Source organism: Chryseobacterium sp. C-71 (assembly GCF_020911865.1).
Taxonomy (GTDB): domain Bacteria; phylum Bacteroidota; class Bacteroidia; order Flavobacteriales; family Weeksellaceae; genus Chryseobacterium.
Window position 1 is genome coordinate 888,571 of record NZ_CP087131.1, and the last position, 18,549, is coordinate 907,119.

The window sequence follows — 18,549 nt, forward strand, 5'->3', positions numbered from 1 at the left end:
TTATTGTTTTAAACTATAGCTGCATCTGGATACCACACAGCTACAGAAAAAACTAAGTTTATATTATTCTTTAATAAATTTCTTCTTCACCGTACCTTTTACATCTTCTATATCGATGATGTACAATCCGTTTATCAGACTGCTTACGTCAATTGCGTTATTTACAATCAGACCCGATGACACCAATCTTCCGGAAGCACTGTAAATTTTATAATTAGCTTTTGCACTAATGTTTTTAACATTTAAGATAGTACTTACCGGATTAGGGTAGATTAGAATTTCATCCTGATTTAACGAATTGGCAACTGGCACCTTAGAAATTCTCACGGTATAATCTTCTACCTCACCGTTAGGAAAATTCAGACAATTCACCGGGATTCCATCTTTTTGCATCGCTACTCTCATTACTACATATTTGTAATTTGTCATGCTTACAAACGCATCTGCAGGAACATTGAATGTTGCGCTCGCCGTTGGATTTGCATTTGGGCCGTCAGCGAGAATTCTTTCATGAAGATCAAAATATCCATTTCTGTCGAAGTCAATCCAGACTGCTACCCCTGCTTTGCCATCGTTGCTTAATGTTTTATCAATAATTAATTGATTTCCTGTAGAACCCTGCACCAGCTCAATATGTTTCATTGGGTCACCTGTATAATCTGTGTAGTTAGATCCCAAAGATTCGTTGATCATTTCAGGTTTACCTGTAGGTTTTGTGGTAACTTTAGAGATAAACTCTGTTGCTGAATTAGCAGATGCCATTTGACAATACACAACTGTAGGTGTTGTAAAATAGTAGAGCGGGGTAAAATTACCCGGTGTTCCGCTACAAACATTTGCAACCTGCATTTCATATTTGGTCAATTCTAACAGACCTGTAATTGTATATGTATTGACATTCACCGAAATATTCGTCCAGCTAGGAATACCTACTTTTCTATATCTTAAAACATAACTTCCTGTTGCTCCTGCCCCGGTATAGGCATCCCAAACTACCTCTGCACTTGTTGGCGTTAATATAGTAATTGTTAATCCCGGAGGAGGTATTTCACAAACTCTTACTGTTGTAAATACCTGAGGATTTGACCATGGGTTTGGAACCGTTTCACCAGCACAGATATTTGCTACCTGTACTTCATACATTACAAAAGATGTCAATCCCGTAATAGTGTAAGAGTTAGCTGGTGGAAGAGGTGCTGTAGGCGTAATCCATGTTGCAGTACCTACCGGTCTGTATCTGATGATGTAAGTCGCATTAGGAACCAATGGATTCCACGTTACAACTGCTGATGTTGAAGTTATGTTTGTTACCGTTACATTCGGAGGTGTAGGATCACATCTTGTTGTGAATGTTTGTACTGGTGTATAGCTACCAGCACCTCCACTACCACAGACCGCAGCCACTCTTACTTCGTAAGTTGTAGCCGGAGTTAATCCTGTAAGCTGTACCGGAGGATTACCTCCAAGAACTGATGCATTGATAACCGTCCAATTGGAAGCAGGTGTTGTCACCGCTCTGTATTCCAGAACAAAAGCATTGTTATTTGCTGCTGGCGTCCAGTTAACCGTAGCTGAATTATGAGTGACAGGATTAATATTTAAATTGGTTGGGGTATTATTACTACAAGGTCTCAATTTTACAGCGTAATCTTCCACTTCACCATTTACAGGGTCAACACAGATTACCGGAGCACTTCCACGTTTCAAAGCAACTCTCATGGTAGTTGTATAAGCCCCTGTATAGATTCCTGCTGATGGAACATCAAATGTGGCCGTTACAGGGCTAGTTGTACTTGATGCTGAAGTCATTATTCTTTCAGAATCTGCAAATACACCGTCTCTATTCCAATCAATCCATGCATAAACAGCATCGGCATAAGTAGTACCCTCCCAAGCTTTAGAAACCGAAAGCTGGTTTCCCGTAGATCCCACTTCTAAATTAATTAATGTGGCCGGAGTGGTATAGCTGATATAATTAGTCTGAAGAGATGTATTATCCATTAAAGGAAAATTCACCGGTGTTACTTTCACATTAGAAATGTAATCGTTAATTCCCGTTCCTATCATATTACAATATGTCAATGAAGGAGTTGTAAAATTCACTGAAGCACCGAAAGCACCCCAGGTAGTTCCACATTTTGCCTGAATCTGTACCTGATAGGCTGTCTGCTCTAAAAGATTAGTAATATTATAAAAACTTTGTCCGGCAGCCAGTTCTACATAACCTAAAGGCTGCAACTGCCAAACTCCTGTAGTTCCTTGTCTCCATCTGATTCTGTAGGTAGCATTAGCAGTAGGTATCCAAGATACATACGCTGTGGAAGAGGTCATATTAGAGACTGTAGGCACCGGAGCCGTTGTACTACATGGCTGCAAATCGATAAACTTAACTGCATAATCTTCAACTTCTCCGTATGTATTTCCAGAACACGCACCAGCAGCGGCTGCATAGGAAACTACAACTCTCATTCTTGTCGCATTAGGACCATTATAAGTTACAGCCGGAACATTGAACGTTCCTGAGACAGGTGATGAAGCATTAGAGCCGCTGGTATATATCAGCTCACTGGTTTCGAAAATTCCATTTCTGTCAAAATCAATCCATACATTAGTATAATTTGCATATTGAGTACCTGACCACGTTTTCCCAATAGAAATAGAGTTGTTTTGAGTATTTCTTACAAGGGTAAGCTCCAAAGCCAGATTGGCAGAGTAATCAGTGTACTGAGATTGTGCAGAAGTATTATTTAATATTGTAGATCCTACGGGGTTTACATTGACATTAGATATCCATCCATATGTTGCACTCGTATATTGTGCAGCATGAGGACACCAAGAAATTGCAGGTGTTGTAAACTGTACAGGCACCGAAAAGTTACCTTGCACACCATTACAAATATAAGCTACTCTAAACTCGTATTGAACTTGCTCATTTAAGCCTGTAAGCGTATGAGTACTCACTGTAGGATTTGGCGTTACCGGAATCCAAACTGAAGCAGGAGTAGTTACGGCTCTCCATTGTACAATATAAGATGTTGCTCCCTGTGCAGGCATCCATGATAAAACAGCACTCACAGGAGTAAGATTTGTCGCCGTTAAATTGGTAGGTGCAGCACTTGTACAAGGTACAGGATCAATAAATCTGACAGCATAATCTTCAACTTCTCCATAGGTGTTTCCGGAACATGCACCAGCGGCAGCTGCGTAGGAAACCACAACTCTCATTCTTGTTGCATTAGTACCATTATAGGTTACTGTCGGAACATTGAATGTTCCCGAAACAGGTGATGAAGTGCTGGCTCCGCTGCTGTATATCAATTCGCTTGTATCGAAAATACCGTCTCTGTCAAAATCAATCCAAACATTGGTGTAATTTGCATATTGAGTTCCCGGCCATGTTTTTCCTACAGAAATCAAGTTATTTTGAGTACCTCTTACAAGAGTAAGATTCAAAGCAGGATTTGTAGAATAATCAGTATACTGAGATTGCGCAGATGTATTGTTTAATGAGGTAGATCCTACAGGATTTACTGTTACATTAGATATCCATCCATATGTTGCACTGGTATATTGTGCAGCATGAGGGCACCATGAAACTCCGGGTGTTGTAAAGGTGACAGGAGTAGAAAATGCTCCTGCAGGACTTCCATTACAAACAGTCTCTATTTCAACTTCATACTGAGTAAATTCCAATAAACCATCTATAGTATAGGTGTTTGTCAAAGGTGTTGTAAGGTTGACTGTGGTCCAGGTTCCACCGGGAAGCGATCTGTATCTTAAAACATATGTGGCTCCGGCAGCAGGTGTCCACGAAACATTCGCAGAAGTTGCCGATACATTACTCATTGCAATATTGGTAGGAGGAGTATTTGTACAAGGCACCAAAGATGTTCCTACCATCTGGATAATTGGAATTACAGAATATCTGCTTGTAGCTGTAGGCGGAGTTGCAGGATTAGGATTTGTGGTTGTATTATAGTACAACATTCCTTTATTCGTTCCTGCAGAATAGCTACCCCAATTGGCAGTACATGAAGTTCCTGTAACATTTTCATCTACAGCGATTACCACATTGCTTGTTCCATCCCAAAGGAAAGGTGTACTCAACGGAATTGTAACCCAAGTTCCCGCAGTCATTGCCGGTAAAGTACCGGTATAAACCTGCGTTAAAGATGAAGAAGGAACCCAACTTGTAGTTGTTGCAAAATCAGTCTGAGCCGTATTTCCCATATAAACTACCCATTGATTGTAGTTTGCCTGTGTAGTTCCAGTCGTAGAAACATAGAATTTAATAGAAGTAATATAAGTATTAGTCCCCACAGCCCCTGTAACTTCTGAAGCAGTATAGATTTGCTGAGAATAATTAAATGCTGAACAAGAATAAACAGGCAAGTAAGCATGCGTGGCAGTTCCGCCACCAATCTGACCCGGTGTAAAAGGAGTACCTGCAACCCAGGGAGATTTATCAGTAGCTGAACAAACCGATCTTACCCACCAATAATACGTAGTTCCCGAAATCAATGGCGATATGCCAGCTGTCAATCCTGGAGTTGCTGTTCCAACGGTAGCAGCAACTGGAGGAGTATTGGTAGGAGAATAATAATACTCATATCCGTTTGCAGGAGCCGGAGCTGGAGCTAAAGGTGCAGTCCAATTGATTGTTCCTGAACTAGGAGTAACATTCGTCACCGGAAGAGTTGTCGGCTCAAAGCAGGTCGGAGCCTGGATCACCTGGATCTCATCTAATAAAACATCATCGTAGAAATATCCGTTCCCGGCTACATCTTTATCAACAGTGAATTTAAGCTGAACTGTTGCTCCCACATATGTTGCAGCCAAAGGAACACCAACCGTTCTCCATTCAGGATCGTTTGTATTGCTTGCCCAAATCTGTATCCATCCTGCTCCACTATTTATCTCAAGCTTCAGCTGATTGTGTTCATAATTGGGAACAGTTCCGGTAAGTGATGTTAAATGATTTTTAAACCATTCAAACTTTACATACGGATTTGTCAATCCTGTAAGGTTTATTTGAGGAGTAAGCAATTCTACAGTATGTTCGTTGGCGTAAGGCGAACTTGCGTCTACCCATGCAAATGTTCCTGCAGGTCGTCCACCATTTCCTGTAGAACCATATCCTGCCGCTCCCGAAAATCTCCATTTGACATACGTACTTGTTGATGTAGTGGTTGGGTTTTGGCTTATCCAGCAATTGGGTAACACACCGGCACTGAATGATTCTGAAAAAGGTACCGGAACCGCAGCGCATTGCGCTGAAATTTCAGCTATAAAGGCTAAGAAAAAGGTTATAGTCAGTAAAAATTTATTCATATCTAAATATTCTGAATTATACATTATTTGCGAAATTACACGTAGTGATTTTATCTGTATAAAAGAACATTTTAAGGAATATCATCGTCTAAAGAGAAATAGAACTGTAAAAAATTAGAGCGGCTTTTCATAAAATTAGTAATTTGGTAATGGACAAATTTAATTATTTTTATGAAATCAGCAATTTTTTATCACTTAAAATACAATAAACATTATCATAATTTAAAAAAAATACAATAAATATAATATTACACAAATATGAACAAACACCTATCACCATTGACATTAACCAAATAATTATGCATCAAATAGCAACTATATAATTGGTAAAAAATTTTACAGAATTACTTCATATTATCCTGCATCAGTGTATTTATATTTGACAAAACTATTTAACAGCATTCAATGATCCATACAATTGCTAAAGCATTTCCGAAGAAAAACTTTTTTATTTTTGCTTTCATTCTTTCATTAAACTGTATTTCACAAAATTTAAAACGATTGCAATATTCAGATTTCTGAAACTATTGCAGCCTAGAAACTCGACAAAGGAGCTTTATTGTAAAAATTCAGACAAACCATACGGTATTCCATACATCAGTATCGTGATGTGAGCCGCACAGAATGTATTTCCCTGATGCTTTGGACTTGGAAAAAACAGGAAAAGTCAATCCTTTGTCGTATTGGTAGAAGCAGAAAAAGTTGACTACAAAAATTACCACGCAAAGGAAGCTAAACAATCGATGACTTCTGAAAGTTTATTTTAGCTGACCGTTCCGGACAGATTCTGTATGTCAGAACCGACTCAATTCCCAATCAAAGCAATACTGGCTTTAGTGGATTGCTTGACTGCAATTTTCACATCATCAAATGCGGGAGCGGAAAGTTTGGGTCTGTAATTTTTGGAAAACCCAAATCCTTCAGTTGGATATCCTATCATATTTCGATCGCATTTTCCGTTGCTATTCACATCTTGGTAAACTGCAACGGCATATTCTCCGACAGGTAGATTTTTAAATATGTAACTCACTTTATTTCCCGCAACCTTTACTTTAGCATTGGCAAAGGCAATATCTTCCTTCAAAAAACCAACCTTCTTATTGTAAAGCCCAAGATAGACAGAGCCTTTATCAGGCACTAAATCAGATACTTCCACCGTAAAATGATGTTGTGCAAAAAGAGTTGTATTGATGGTAATCAAGAATATTATCCCTATTATTTTCTGTAACATACGTTTTGTTTTTTAAGTTTATTGATAAACCGGTTCTATAACTTTTTTTTCATTTTTGTTAAAAAAATGTTCCATTTCTTCTTCATTCCCGTTTCGGTAAGCCTGATAAGGTTCCGATTTTGAAAGCAACCAGCGTTTAATAAAGTTTCTAAAAAGAATGGTTATTTTTTTCTGAAAAGGATTTACCTGTTGATGAACCATCTCGAAATAATCGGCTAAATTCTGTCGACGAAAACGGATGATTTCCTCTAGTTGATCACCGTCAAATAGTATTCCACAATGAAAATTCTTCTCCGCAAACGCTTTTTCAGGAAAATTGGCTTTACCAAGTCCAAATGCATCAAACATTTTCACAAGGAAGGAGCGGTAAGAGATAACGCAGTCTTCTCCTCCACCTAAATTAAAAATCCGGTTTTCAAGCTGGTCTTGAAAAGCAATTGCATTAGCAAAAGCCCGTCCCGTATCTTCAGGTGTACAGATTTCCATCGGCGTATCGAGCGGCATATGAAACATCAGTTTTGAGATTTTATGATTACCCATAATGGCAGCCAAACGAAAAATAGACCAAGATAAATTTGATTTTACGATTGCCTGCTCACACAATACCTTAGTTTCACCATATTGATCACCCGGGCTAGGTTTCAATGGGTCATTCACAGAGATTTCGGGGTTATTAATACGATCCCCATACACCGAAATACTTGAGCTGAAGAGCAAATAACATTGAGGTGATTTTTCTTCCAAAGCGTGAATGAGATTTGCTGTTCCCTGCACATTGACTTTGTAAGCCAATTCGGGATTTACATCTGCAAAGGGCGGAATAATTGCCGCCAAATGAATGGCAACGTCCTTATTTTGACTCGCTTTTTCCATCTCAGAAGCACTACAGATATCACCATAAACAATCTCCACACGGTTACGAAAAGGAGCTAATTTTTTAACGGATTTTCGAGTTTTCACATCAAAAACGGTAATTTCATAATTGGGATTTTTCATCAAATGCTTCAAAGTTTCAAAACCAACCGTTCCCGACGCACCAGTGAGAAGAATTCTCTTTTTTGTAGTAACAATTGTATCTTTCATTGTTTTAGATTAAAAATGATTTGTTTATTCAATCGCAACCGCAAGAAATAAAATATATATTTGTTATACATTTTGTTCATTATCTAACATGATGCTTGATTACGATCGCATTGTAAAACTATTACTTAGAGATAATATTAGCGTTGCAAACCAATGAATTCTGTTTAATAGGAAACAAAAATCAGTGATTTTGTAGCGTAAATAAAAAAAATTAAGATGGAATTAAGAAAAGACCGACGTGTACAGTATACCAAGAAAGTACTTCGAGAGGCATTGTTTGACTTATTGAAGGACAAAGAACTGAGCCAAATCTCCATAACGGAATTATGTAAAACAGCAGATGTCAATAGAAATTCATTTTATCGACATTATACAATTCCAATGGATATATTGCTGGAGCTGGAAGAAGAAGTTTTTGAAAAATTATCGGCCGTGCTACGTAAAAGCTATAAAATGGACGAGGTGATATTGCTGAGCTGCCAACTGCTGGAAAATGACAAAGAGATGAGTAAAATAGTTTTCAGCAAAGGTGACGGAAGCGGAATTTTATCTCGCATCCTGACCAATGTTAGAAATCATTTTCCGGTTGAAAATCAAATCGAACTCACCCCGGAAACACAACCTTTTCTGGAAATGGCCTATCAATTCGGTGAAAAAGGAAGCATTGCTGTCATCAAAAACTGGATTGAAAATGATTTTGCCCAACCTGCTGAAAGTGTCGCACAGATGATTAGTTATCTGGTCAATAAACTCAATAAATTATAGGAATTAATCTGTTTGCATTTTAAATCATTGTCTTTCGAAAATAATTGAAACAGCTTTGCTTTGCTTAATATCTATACTTTTTTACAATTTTCGTATAGTCTTGCGTTTTTTTATCGCTAGGAAAAACAAAGTCTTTACAATAAATTCTGTTTTTAAGATAAACAATGGCATTTCATTTAGCAAAGAAATACAAAGACTTTAACTATCAATTACTTGACAGTGTCTACAAATGCACAAAGGGTTAGGAACTAATACTGATTATAGACCCTTAATATTTGATTGTTCATCTATAATTTTTTAGAGGCCAGAAATCATTAACATTAAACACTCATACCAAAAATTAAAAGAGCAGATAAAATAAATTATCTGCTCTTTGTATAACGTATAAGGTTATTTATTGGAGTTACGCTATTTTAACGTTAACTGCATTAACACCTTTGTTTCCATTTTGTAAATCGAATGTTACGACATCATTTTCACGAATGTTATCTACCAAACCTGAAGTATGTACGAAAACGTCTTGACCACCTGTAGATGGAGTAATAAAACCAAATCCTTTAGTTTCGTTAAAGAATTTTACTGTTCCTTGTTGCATTGTATTATGTATTAAAAATTATTGTATTCTATTTTATAGGATTACTTATCCCTGTGCCTTGGTATAAACCAAAACGATAATAACTTTTGAGAAAAAAATATGGATGAATAGAATTTAAGAGTGAAAATCGAACTTCTTAAAAGGTAGAGCACCTAAAATATTAATGACAAAATTGACCAGCTGTTATTTCTTTTTAAATATGTTTAAAATTAAAAATCGCTGCCTTATTATTCTACAAATATAAAGTATATATATGACATACACTAATAAAATGTAAATTATTTACAAAATTCATTGGTTATAACTAAATAATTATATAAAAAATCATGTCAACACAAATTCCTTACTTTTTCAATATAAATGAAATAATAGTTGGCATAATCAGACATACATCAAACCAAGGTGAAAATTTACATCAAAAATTGATTGAGTTCAAAAAAAAAATCTCCAGTTTAACATAAAACTATGGAGATTTCTTAATATAATGATGATTTGGGTGTCAATTTTGAGAAAATTCTTTCGCTTGCGAGTAACTTTTTAATAATCAATAAGATGGTTAAAAACTATTTTGAGATACAATAGAAACCAATGAAGATGATATTTTTTCTCGCTGAGCATAGGTGAATCCGAAAAGCTTAATTTTCACCGCATATTTCTTATTTCTTTTAGAATTTATTTTTAATACTAAAGACCCTGAAACGATATGATTGTTAACACTATAATCACAAATGTAATTTTGTGGAAACTCAACTGCCGGAGAAGTAAATTTTTTGAAGGTGAATGGATGCATCTTTCGAATGGTTACACATCCACCTGAAAATTCATAAGTAACAATCCTGATTTTTGTTAATATCACGATCAGTAAAGTAATTGCAACGAAAAACAGACTCTCTAAAATATTTTGATTAACTGCTATGAAACAAAGCAGCATCACTGTCGTCAAAATTAAAAGACTGTATGCTGTAATTTTCGCAACAGTACCATTAGAAACTCTCATCTTGCCTTTATAATATTAATATCTTTTTGATTACAGAATATAAAGAATGTATTCCATCATATTCTTATTTACAATTTCAAAGATAAAATATTTTAAGCCAATTTAAAGTACATTTTTTAAACAATATTGAATTATGACGTAAATATTCATAAATTTTTACGATTATGATTGCTAAACACACTTTATTCTTACTCAACAATAAGCTTTTCTGTTGTAATATTCTATAATGTTAAGCTCAATACACCAGAAAGAATCAAAATTTTTAATCGTAATTCAATACTTCTAAAATATTTTCATAAATAAAATTCAATTCTTTTGCAGAGATACAGTAAGGTGGCACCAGATACATTACATTTCCTAATGGACGCATAACGATTCCCCGTGATAGAAAGTCATCGTACAGTTTTTTTCCAATTTTATTAAAATAAGAGGTTTCTTGATCATTTTTAATTTCCCAGGCCAAAATAGTTCCTGTCTGTCGGACATTTTCAACGTGTGGATATTGTTTTAATATTTTTGAAAAGTTATAATGCTGTTCAAAAATTCTCCGAATATTTTCTTGCGTTTCATCATTTAATAACAACTCCATACTTGCCAAAGCCGCCGTGCAAGCTAACGGATTTGCAGTGAAAGAATGTCCGTGAAACAATGTCATATATTTTTCATCTGATAAAAAAGCATTATAAATTTCATTCGAACAGGTTGTTATTCCCATTGGCATCGTACCGCCTGTTAAACCTTTTGAAAAACACATTATATCAGGATTTTCCGAAAGATGATTGGCTGCAAAAAGCTTTCCTGTTCGTCCAAAACCTGTAAAAACTTCATCCTGAATCATTAAAATTTCTTGTCCACGACAGAATTTCATTAATTCATCCAAATCTTCAGCATCGTACATCAACATTCCCGCTGCGCCTTGGATAAGTGGCTCATAAATAAAACATGCAATTTCATTTGCGTGATGTCGGATTTGATTTTTTAAATTCTCCAGATTTTCAGAAGTCGGAGTATCTATGAAAATAACTTCAAAGAGCATTTCTCCGAAAGGTTTTGTCCATACACTTCTTCCGCTCACAGACATTGCCCCGAAAGTATCACCATGATAAGCATTTTTAAAAGCTAAAATCTTTGTCTTTTCTTTTCCCTGATTATAGGCGTGTTGAATACACATTTTCAAAGCAACTTCCACCGCTGTTGAGCCGTTGTCAGAATAGAAAACTTTTTGTTGATTTTCGGGTAAAATTTTTAATAAATTTTCAGAGAGTTGTATGGCCGGTTCATGCGTAAAACCTGCAAAAATAACCTGTTCCAAGGTATTCAATTGTTCAGAAACCCTCTTTGCAATATAAGGATGCGCATGACCATGCAGTGTTACCCACCATGAAGAAACGGCATCAATATACCTGTTCCCTTTATCGTCAAAAAGATAAACTCCTTTTCCTTTAATAATGGGAATAATATCATCCGCTGTTTTCATTTGGGTATAAGGATGCCAATTGACAGCTCTGTCGCGTTCTTGTAAATTCATAATTTTCAGGAATTAGACTAGGCGTTAGTTTTCCAGGTTTCAAAGTGATCCATCACTTTTTCTGCTTGTCTTTTCATCGGTTTTAATCCTAAAGTTTGCAGCATTTGCATATCTTCGGAAACTCCAGGGTTGGGTGTCACCAATAAAGTTTCTCTTTCTCCTGTAAAGATTGAATTTGCTCCGGCCATAAAACACCAACCCTGCTCAAATTCTGTCATTTCAATTCTTCCTGCACTCAGACGAACCATTGATGAAGGCATTACAATTCTTGCGGTAGCAATCATTCTCACCATTTCCCACGTATCTGTTTTTTCATTATTTTCAAGCGGAGTTCCGGCTACTCGTGCCAATGCATTGATGGGAACAGATTCCGGATGTTTAGGCATGGTTGCTAAGGTGAGCAGCATGGATATTCTGTCCGTATGCGTTTCCCCCAAACCAATAATTCCTCCTGAACAAACGGTAATTCCCGCTTTTCTAACGTTATTTATGGTGTTAATTCTGTTGTCAAAAGTTCTCGTAGAAATAATTTCTTCATAATATTGTTCCGAAGTGTCAAGATTGTGATTATAGGCATACAAACCTGCCTCCTGAAGGCGGATCGCCTGTTCTTCCGTTAACATTCCAAGGGTACAGCAAACTTCAAGTCCGAGATCATTGACCCCTTTCACCATATCAATCACCCGGTCAAAATCACGGTTATTTCTCACCTCTCTCCATGCTGCAGCCATACAGAAACGTGATGAGCCGCTGTCTTTTGCTTTTTGGGCATGCTCGATGACTTTTTCTGTTGGAAGCAAAGCCTGGACTTTGATATTGGTATGATAGCGAGCCGCCTGTCCGCAATACGAACAATCTTCTGTACAACCACCTGTTTTTATTGAAAGTAATGTTGACATCTGAACTTCTTCAGGATTATGCCATTCACGATGAACGGTGGCTGCCTTATAAATAAGTTCGAGTAGTGGTAAATTGTAAATCTCTTCTATTTCTCCTTTTGTCCAATTATTTTTCAATTTTGTTTTATCCATTATCCTATTTTGTTAATTGTTTTGTAACACTTTCTATGTTTTCTTTTGTTAAATTTTCGATGTCCGGAATTCTGATAATTTCAGTTTCCTGTTGAATATTTTTACAGATAATTCGCTCTGTATCTTGTGGGAAATATCCATTAAGAATCAAATATTTTAGATTAATTTTTCTTTGATTTAAAGCCATGATCGACAATAAGCTGTGATTAATACAGCCTAGATAATTTCTCACGACAAGCGCAACCGGAATATCTAGTTTTTCTATTAAATCAATCATAAATTCGCTGTCAGACAACGGAACCATCAATCCACCCGCTCCTTCTACGATTAAATTATTTTGAGTTTCAGGAAGCGTGAAATCATTTAAATGAATTGAGATTCCTTCTTCCGCAGCCGATTGGTGAGGCGATGCTGCAAGCTTTAAACGATATGTTTCCGGATGAGTAATAATACTTTCACTTACCCAATCTCTAATTTTCATACTGTCTGAAAAATGCAAATCTCCTGACTGTATCGGTTTCCAATAATCAGCTTTGAAATATTGAACTAAAATTGCTGAGCAAACAGTTTTCCCCACTTCCGTTCCTATGCCTGTTACGAATAATTTCATAAATACCTCCTGTTTTTATTTAAATAAATTCTTTAATAATTTTTGTAAGCTTCACAATCTCATCCTCAGTATTAAAACTGTGAAGACAAATCCTAAGGCGTTCGGCTCCTTCTTTTACAGCAGGACTAAAAACAGCGTAGGTCAAAAATCCTTCATCCGATAAAACTTGATTCGCTTTATTGAGTCGGTCATGATCAGGAATTAAGATTGCCTGAATCGGACTTTTTGCAGAAGAAATCGTTTTCAAATTTTGCTGACGAAAAAATTCAATATTTTGCTGTAATTTGATTCTTTCATTATCATTCTCTTTCAAAAATCCATACCCTATTTTTATACTTCTCCATTGGATATCCTGAGCCGAGGTTGTATAAATAAATGGAGATGCAAAATTGACGAGATAAGACTTGACCACATCATTACATAGAATCGCTGCTCCGTGTGAACCCAATGCTTTCCCATAAGTAATAATAGTGGCTAATACTTTCTTCTGAAGTTGAAATTTATCAACTAACCCATTCCCGAAAATTCCAAAAGAATGTGCCTCATCAACAATTAAGTACGCATCGTATTTCTCAGCAACTTCAGCAATTTCCTGAATAGGCGCAAAGTCTCCATCCATAGAATAAAGACTTTCTATGGCGATGTACGATTTTCCGTTTTGTTTTTTTAAAATACGCTCCAGATCTCCGACATGATTATGACTGAACTTTATTTTCTTCGCATGAGACATTTTACAAGCATCATGTACAGAACGATGAATCTTTTCATCGACTATAATTGTGTCATGCCTAGTCGGAAGCGTTGAGAATAATGCCAGATTAACATTGTATCCCGAAGAAAAAAGGAGCGCGTCAGAATACTGATGTTCTTCTGCAATCAATTTTTCTGTTTTAACCACTTCAGCACTATTTCCGCTGATTAGTCTTGAACCTGTACTTCCCGATAACAAATGAGGATCATTCATCACTTCTTTTAACAATAAGTTTTGAAACTCTTTGCTTTGTGCAAATCCTAAATAATCATTAGAATAAAAATCTATTCCTTCTGATTGTGGTTTTAAAATCCTCAAAGTTCCTTCAATCTCTCTTTTGTTAAGAGCTTCTTGAAAATGATGAAAATTTTTAAGCATAATTCAACTTGGCAACTTCCTCAACGATGGCATTGATCCATTGGTCATGAAGTTCATGTTCGATTTTTAAAATATTTTCAGCGTGTGATTTCCAATTTTCAGAAAATTCATCCAATTGATTAATCATTTCTTCCAAATGACCTTCTTCTTCGAGAATAATAGATTTTACCATAATTTTTGAAGATGTTTTGGTAAGAATATCCTGATAAACAGGATACAATTCATCGGCACGAACTTCAATAGCATAAGTCACAAAAAGATACGCTGCGTATTTCAATTCATCTTTTGTAAGATTGAAATTGTTATAAAGATATTTACAGGCTTTAATATCCAAAGAATGAAGATACTGACGTGTTGCGATAGGCGCTAAAAGCTCTTCATTCTCATAAGTTTTACAAGATTCTGAATCTATTTTTGCAATTTGTTTTTTGAGATAATATGCATGACGATGTTCTTCACAGGCATGCTTCAGCTGAATTAGGTTTACTTTAGTAGGATGCTCACAGGCAGAAATCTTTCTGGCTCCTGCATTTTCCATGAAAGAAAGTGTATTAAGCCATTTTGCATGGGTGTGATGATTCAGCACTATTTTCTCAAGAAGTTCGTAAAATTCCATTTATTTTTGATTTGGCTCAAAAGTAGTATATTGCCGGATGGTTCAGTAGTACCAGTTTTTACATTATGAGTAGTCCGGTTGAATTTCCTTATGAGAGTTTTATTAAAATAGATAGAAATTCTGATGTATCTATCTACATGCAGATTTCAACTCAATTAATTAATGCTATTCAAAGAGGTGTTCTTCCATTCGGAACCAAGCTTCCTGGAACCAGAGTTTTAAGCATCAATTTGAAAGTTCACAGAAATACGATTGTGGCAGTTTATGATGAATTATTTTCCCAGGGTTGGGTTGAAAGCCTACCCAATAAAGGAACCTTTGTTATTGGAAAAGAGAACGAAAAACCCGTAAATATTTTAAGTTTTGAGAAGAAACAACTCATAAATTATCCAAAATCTACTGGTTTCACCTTTAAAACATCTAATATTCTTGACAATCCTTTTGAGCACTCAGATTGCGAATTTGTTTTTGATGACGGCACTCCTGACGTTCGACTTACGCAGATAGATCATCATTCAAGAATTTACAGTTCCACACTGAAGCGAAAAGCACACAAGGTAGGACATTACAATAACGACGGCAGCGAATTTTTTAAGAAAAACCTTTCACACTATTTAAATATATCAAGAGGTTTACCCATTTCAAAAAACAATCTACTCATTACAAGAAGCACAGAAATGAGTATTTATATTGTTTCTGAAATTTTACTTTCAGGTGGAGATACTGTTTTGGTTGGTGAATTAAGCTATTTTTCAGTGAATATGATTTTTCAGAAATCTAAAGTTAATATTCAGACAATACCGATTGACGATGAAGGGATAGATGTGGAAGAAGTAAGAAAAATATGCAAGAAGCAGAAAATCAGAATGCTTTATCTTACACCGCATCACCACTATCCTACTACGGTAACGTTAAGCGCACAACGAAGATTAGAATTACTGAAACTTTCTCAAGAGTACGGCTTTATTATCCTTGAAGATGATTACGATTATGATTTCAATTACGACAAAAGCCCTATTCTTCCTCTAGCGAGTGCCGACACCAATGGAATGGTCATTTATATCGGATCTTTCGGTAAATCTTTGGTTCCCGGATTCAGAACGGGATTTATCGTTGCTCCTGAAAATTTGATGGATGAAATGCGAAAGTACTTAGGAATTATAGACCGCCAGGGTGATGTTCTTATGGAACATGTTTTGGGTGAAATGATAGCAGAAGGCGAAATCAATAGATACTTAAAAAAATCTTTAAAAATATACAAGGAACGCAGAGATTATTTCACCACGCTTTTGGAACAACGGTTAGGTGAATATCTTGATTTTAAAAAACCTTCGGGAGGTTTGGCAGTCTGGATAAAATGGAAAACTCCTGTAAATCTAATGCAGCTCAGTCACCATTGCACTAAAGACAATCTCTTTATTCCTAAAACATTGCTTTACCAAAATAAGAATCTAACTGCAATGCGATTAGGCTTTGGAAATTTAAGTATGGAAGAAATGGAGAAAAGCATTGATATTTTATCTAAAAACGTGAAAATTTTATAAAATCATTTATTTAAATTATCCATTGTTTTAAAAGTTTCAATCTTCTATTATAGAGTTATTAGCTTTTAGGTGATTTTGCGCAATCAGTTTTAAGTACCTCTTTGAGAGATTATCTTGCTAATTAACAATCTCTTATAAAACAAAAAAAGCACTCCTAAAAGTGCTTTAAAAATCTGTGACTTCGAAGGGATTCGAACCCCCAACCCTCGGAGCCGAAATCCGATATTCTATCCAGTTGAACTACGAAGCCGTTTCTTTTTGAGTGTCTGAGAGTGGTAGAGTTCTAGACAAATTCTCTAACTCTACCACTCTCTAACTCTAAAACGTAATCTTCACACCTCCTACAACCTGTGCACCAAGAACTTTGTAGCCTTTGTACGTTTGGTATTTTGAGCTTAGAAGATTGTTTCCGAGTGCGAAAATACTGAAATTTTTGTGAATTTTATACTCTGCAGACAAGTTTAAATCTGCATACCCTCCAACTTTATCATTTGTATCTTCCGTTGACTGGAAAATCAACGACGGACTTCCCACGCCTTCAAGCATATACGAGTTTGTAGTTCTGTCTGTTGCGAAGATTCCTTTGAAGCCTAATGATAGTTTTTTCTCGAACATAGTGTATTTTGCACCAATGCTTCCAGTTACTAAAGGAACGTTGTAAATATTATCGTAATTCTTTAAATCATACTTTAAAAATCTAACATCGGCATCAACAATTAGGTTTTCAAGCGGGAAATATTGTAAACTACCTTTGATATCACTCACATTTCCATCATCGTAAACTGCAGAAAATGTATTGGCAAAATCATAACCAGGACGGTCTAAAGTAAATGTATTGTCGAACAAATTATTTCCCTGGAAGAACATAATATTTCTCATTTTTCCGAATCCTGCAGAAACATCATATTTAAAAGTTTCGTCGATATCACCTCTTAAACCTGCATAAAAATGATATTGCGTTTCCGTAGGTCTCAGCATCTGGTCTGAAACCAAGAACGGGTTTGTCTGCAACAATTCACTGTAAGTATTCAACTTTAAACCACCGTCTACTCCACCATAGAACTTAAATTCTTTAGCAGCAGCTACCTGAAACTCAGCCTGTGGAAACCAATATGTTTTATTGTTTTTTAATTCTTCAGCTAAAATTAAATTAGAATTTCTCGCATTTAAAAATGAAAAAGAAGAACCCAACATCAAATACGATTCACCTTTAGCAAAAGTTACTTTCGGAGCAATATCTGCATTAAAGAATGTTGATGAATTTTTATTTAATAAAGCAAAATCTGTTTTTACCGTTTCTAAACCTAAACCTAAATCAGCATTTAAAACAACTCCGCTTTTTCCTAGTTCAACAGCGTGTTTTGAAAGGTTGGCCAAAATGGAAGCCTGATTTTCTTTTGCATCAAAATGGTCACTCAAAAAGGAAGATTTTACCCTTACATCATTTAAAATTTCATTTGAATAAAAATCATAATAACCGTTCACTTTAAACTGATTCACTTTCTGCTTCAAATCTACATCTGCAGAAGGCGTCAATGCGTAAATTCCGTAATAGTTATAATTATCTAAACCGTATTCAGCGTTGACATTGATTTTCCCTTTTTCCCCATAAGAATTTAAGAAAGCCCCCAAAGTTGCCGAACTCTGATTAGAATCCCAATCGTAAACTTTTTTCAAACCATTGGTAGAAAGCACATGAACGTCCGCTCCAACTTCGATTTTGTTCTCAAGCGTTTTAGAAATGTTGGCATCTGCTACAATCTTTCCGTAATTCCCCATTCCAAACTGGAAATAGTTATTCTGGGCCGTTCCGTCAAATTTCGGAGCAACATCTTCACCCTGAATAGTAGAGGTTTTAAAATCTGACACCGCAGGAACATCTGTAATATTGTATTTCACAGGATTCGCCGATTTCTCCTCCGGCGGATAATTTTTCACCGTTTCTACTGAGGTTTTCTTCTTCTCAATTTTCTTTACTTCCGGTTCTCTTTTCTTATTAAGAATCAGTTTTTCCTCTTTGATCTGAGAAAACGCCACCGACGAAATTCCCAGAAATAATATAGATAGTATTTGAATTTTCTTGTTCATA

13 protein-coding genes and 1 tRNA gene are annotated in these 18,549 nt (G+C 35.9%); 2 read left to right on the plus strand and 12 right to left on the minus strand.

The window, feature by feature from the left end:
- Positions 1-63 precede the first annotated feature (63 nt).
- The 3 genes from LNP04_RS03945 to LNP04_RS03955 form a co-directional block, all read right to left on the minus strand.
- Entirely contained in the window at positions 64-5,331 is a 5,268-nt protein-coding gene (locus tag LNP04_RS03945) for a GEVED domain-containing protein (protein ID WP_229985276.1), read from the minus strand.
- Positions 5,332-6,136: 805 nt separating this feature from the next.
- Positions 6,137-6,562, minus strand: coding sequence for a DUF2141 domain-containing protein (locus tag LNP04_RS03950; protein WP_229985277.1), 426 nt, complete (start codon positions 6,560-6,562; stop codon positions 6,137-6,139).
- 18 nt (positions 6,563-6,580) lie between these two features.
- Positions 6,581-7,645: an NAD(P)-dependent oxidoreductase gene (locus tag LNP04_RS03955; protein ID WP_229985278.1), complete on the minus strand. Its 1,065-nt coding sequence runs from the start codon at positions 7,643-7,645 to the stop codon at positions 6,581-6,583.
- A 216-nt stretch (positions 7,646-7,861) separates the two neighbouring features.
- Here LNP04_RS03955 and LNP04_RS03960 point away from each other — a divergent pair, with 216 nt between their 5' ends.
- On the plus strand, positions 7,862-8,410 hold the full coding sequence (locus LNP04_RS03960; protein ID WP_229985280.1) for a TetR/AcrR family transcriptional regulator: 549 nt from the start codon (positions 7,862-7,864) through the stop codon (positions 8,408-8,410).
- A gap of 403 nt (positions 8,411-8,813) precedes the next feature.
- Here LNP04_RS03960 and LNP04_RS03965 read toward each other — a convergent pair whose 3' ends face one another.
- From LNP04_RS03965 to LNP04_RS03995, 7 genes are all read right to left on the minus strand, one after another.
- Positions 8,814-9,005: a cold-shock protein gene (locus tag LNP04_RS03965; protein WP_129536735.1), complete on the minus strand. Its 192-nt coding sequence runs from the start codon at positions 9,003-9,005 to the stop codon at positions 8,814-8,816.
- 556 nt (positions 9,006-9,561) lie between these two features.
- A complete protein-coding gene (locus LNP04_RS03970; RefSeq protein WP_229985281.1) occupies positions 9,562-10,002 on the minus strand; it encodes a hypothetical protein in 441 nt (146 codons plus the stop codon).
- Positions 10,003-10,264: 262 nt separating this feature from the next.
- Positions 10,265-11,530 (minus strand): adenosylmethionine--8-amino-7-oxononanoate transaminase, encoded by a 1,266-nt coding sequence (bioA, locus tag LNP04_RS03975; protein WP_229985282.1) that lies wholly within the window; start codon positions 11,528-11,530, stop codon positions 10,265-10,267.
- 17 nt (positions 11,531-11,547) lie between these two features.
- Positions 11,548-12,561, minus strand: coding sequence for a biotin synthase BioB (bioB, locus tag LNP04_RS03980; protein ID WP_229985283.1), 1,014 nt, complete (start codon positions 12,559-12,561; stop codon positions 11,548-11,550).
- Positions 12,562-12,565: 4 nt separating this feature from the next.
- Positions 12,566-13,171: a dethiobiotin synthase gene (gene bioD / locus LNP04_RS03985; protein WP_229985284.1), complete on the minus strand. Its 606-nt coding sequence runs from the start codon at positions 13,169-13,171 to the stop codon at positions 12,566-12,568.
- Between the two features lie 19 nt (positions 13,172-13,190).
- On the minus strand, positions 13,191-14,300 hold the full coding sequence (locus LNP04_RS03990) for a pyridoxal phosphate-dependent aminotransferase family protein (protein WP_229985285.1): 1,110 nt from the start codon (positions 14,298-14,300) through the stop codon (positions 13,191-13,193).
- Complete coding sequence (locus LNP04_RS03995; RefSeq protein ID WP_229985286.1) at positions 14,293-14,916, minus strand: hypothetical protein; 624 nt, start codon at positions 14,914-14,916, stop codon at positions 14,293-14,295. The genes LNP04_RS03990 and LNP04_RS03995 overlap by 8 nt, the downstream gene beginning before the upstream one ends.
- A gap of 65 nt (positions 14,917-14,981) precedes the next feature.
- Here LNP04_RS03995 and LNP04_RS04000 point away from each other — a divergent pair, with 65 nt between their 5' ends.
- Positions 14,982-16,460: a PLP-dependent aminotransferase family protein gene (locus tag LNP04_RS04000; RefSeq protein WP_229985287.1), complete on the plus strand. Its 1,479-nt coding sequence runs from the start codon at positions 14,982-14,984 to the stop codon at positions 16,458-16,460.
- A gap of 176 nt (positions 16,461-16,636) precedes the next feature.
- Here the strand turns inward: LNP04_RS04000 and LNP04_RS04005 are convergent.
- Positions 16,637-16,710: transfer RNA gene (locus tag LNP04_RS04005), tRNA-Arg, on the minus strand.
- Positions 16,711-16,778: 68 nt separating this feature from the next.
- Entirely contained in the window at positions 16,779-18,548 is a 1,770-nt protein-coding gene (locus tag LNP04_RS04010; protein WP_229985288.1) for a TonB-dependent receptor, read from the minus strand.
- Position 18,549: the final 1 nt, after the last annotated feature.

Excerpts from the sequence above, each read along its gene's own strand:
- LNP04_RS03950 (WP_229985277.1), bottom strand. The coding sequence starts at position 6,562 with ATGTTACAGAAAATAATAGGGATAATATTCTTGATTACCATCAATACA.
- bioA (WP_229985282.1), bottom strand. The coding sequence starts at position 11,530 with ATGAATTTACAAGAACGCGACAGAGCTGTCAATTGGCATCCTTATACC.
- LNP04_RS03955 (WP_229985278.1), bottom strand. The coding sequence starts at position 7,645 with ATGAAAGATACAATTGTTACTACAAAAAAGAGAATTCTTCTCACTGGT.
- LNP04_RS03995 (WP_229985286.1), bottom strand. The coding sequence starts at position 14,916 with ATGGAATTTTACGAACTTCTTGAGAAAATAGTGCTGAATCATCACACC.
- LNP04_RS03990 (WP_229985285.1), bottom strand. The coding sequence starts at position 14,300 with ATGCTTAAAAATTTTCATCATTTTCAAGAAGCTCTTAACAAAAGAGAG.
- LNP04_RS03965 (WP_129536735.1), bottom strand. The coding sequence starts at position 9,005 with ATGCAACAAGGAACAGTAAAATTCTTTAACGAAACTAAAGGATTTGGT.
- bioB (WP_229985283.1), bottom strand. The coding sequence starts at position 12,561 with ATGGATAAAACAAAATTGAAAAATAATTGGACAAAAGGAGAAATAGAA.
- LNP04_RS04010 (WP_229985288.1), bottom strand. The coding sequence starts at position 18,548 with ATGAACAAGAAAATTCAAATACTATCTATATTATTTCTGGGAATTTCG.
- LNP04_RS03945 (WP_229985276.1), bottom strand. The coding sequence starts at position 5,331 with ATGAATAAATTTTTACTGACTATAACCTTTTTCTTAGCCTTTATAGCT.
- LNP04_RS03960 (WP_229985280.1), top strand. The coding sequence starts at position 7,862 with ATGGAATTAAGAAAAGACCGACGTGTACAGTATACCAAGAAAGTACTT.
- LNP04_RS04000 (WP_229985287.1), top strand. The coding sequence starts at position 14,982 with ATGAGTAGTCCGGTTGAATTTCCTTATGAGAGTTTTATTAAAATAGAT.
- bioD (WP_229985284.1), bottom strand. The coding sequence starts at position 13,171 with ATGAAATTATTCGTAACAGGCATAGGAACGGAAGTGGGGAAAACTGTT.
- LNP04_RS03970 (WP_229985281.1), bottom strand. The coding sequence starts at position 10,002 with ATGAGAGTTTCTAATGGTACTGTTGCGAAAATTACAGCATACAGTCTT.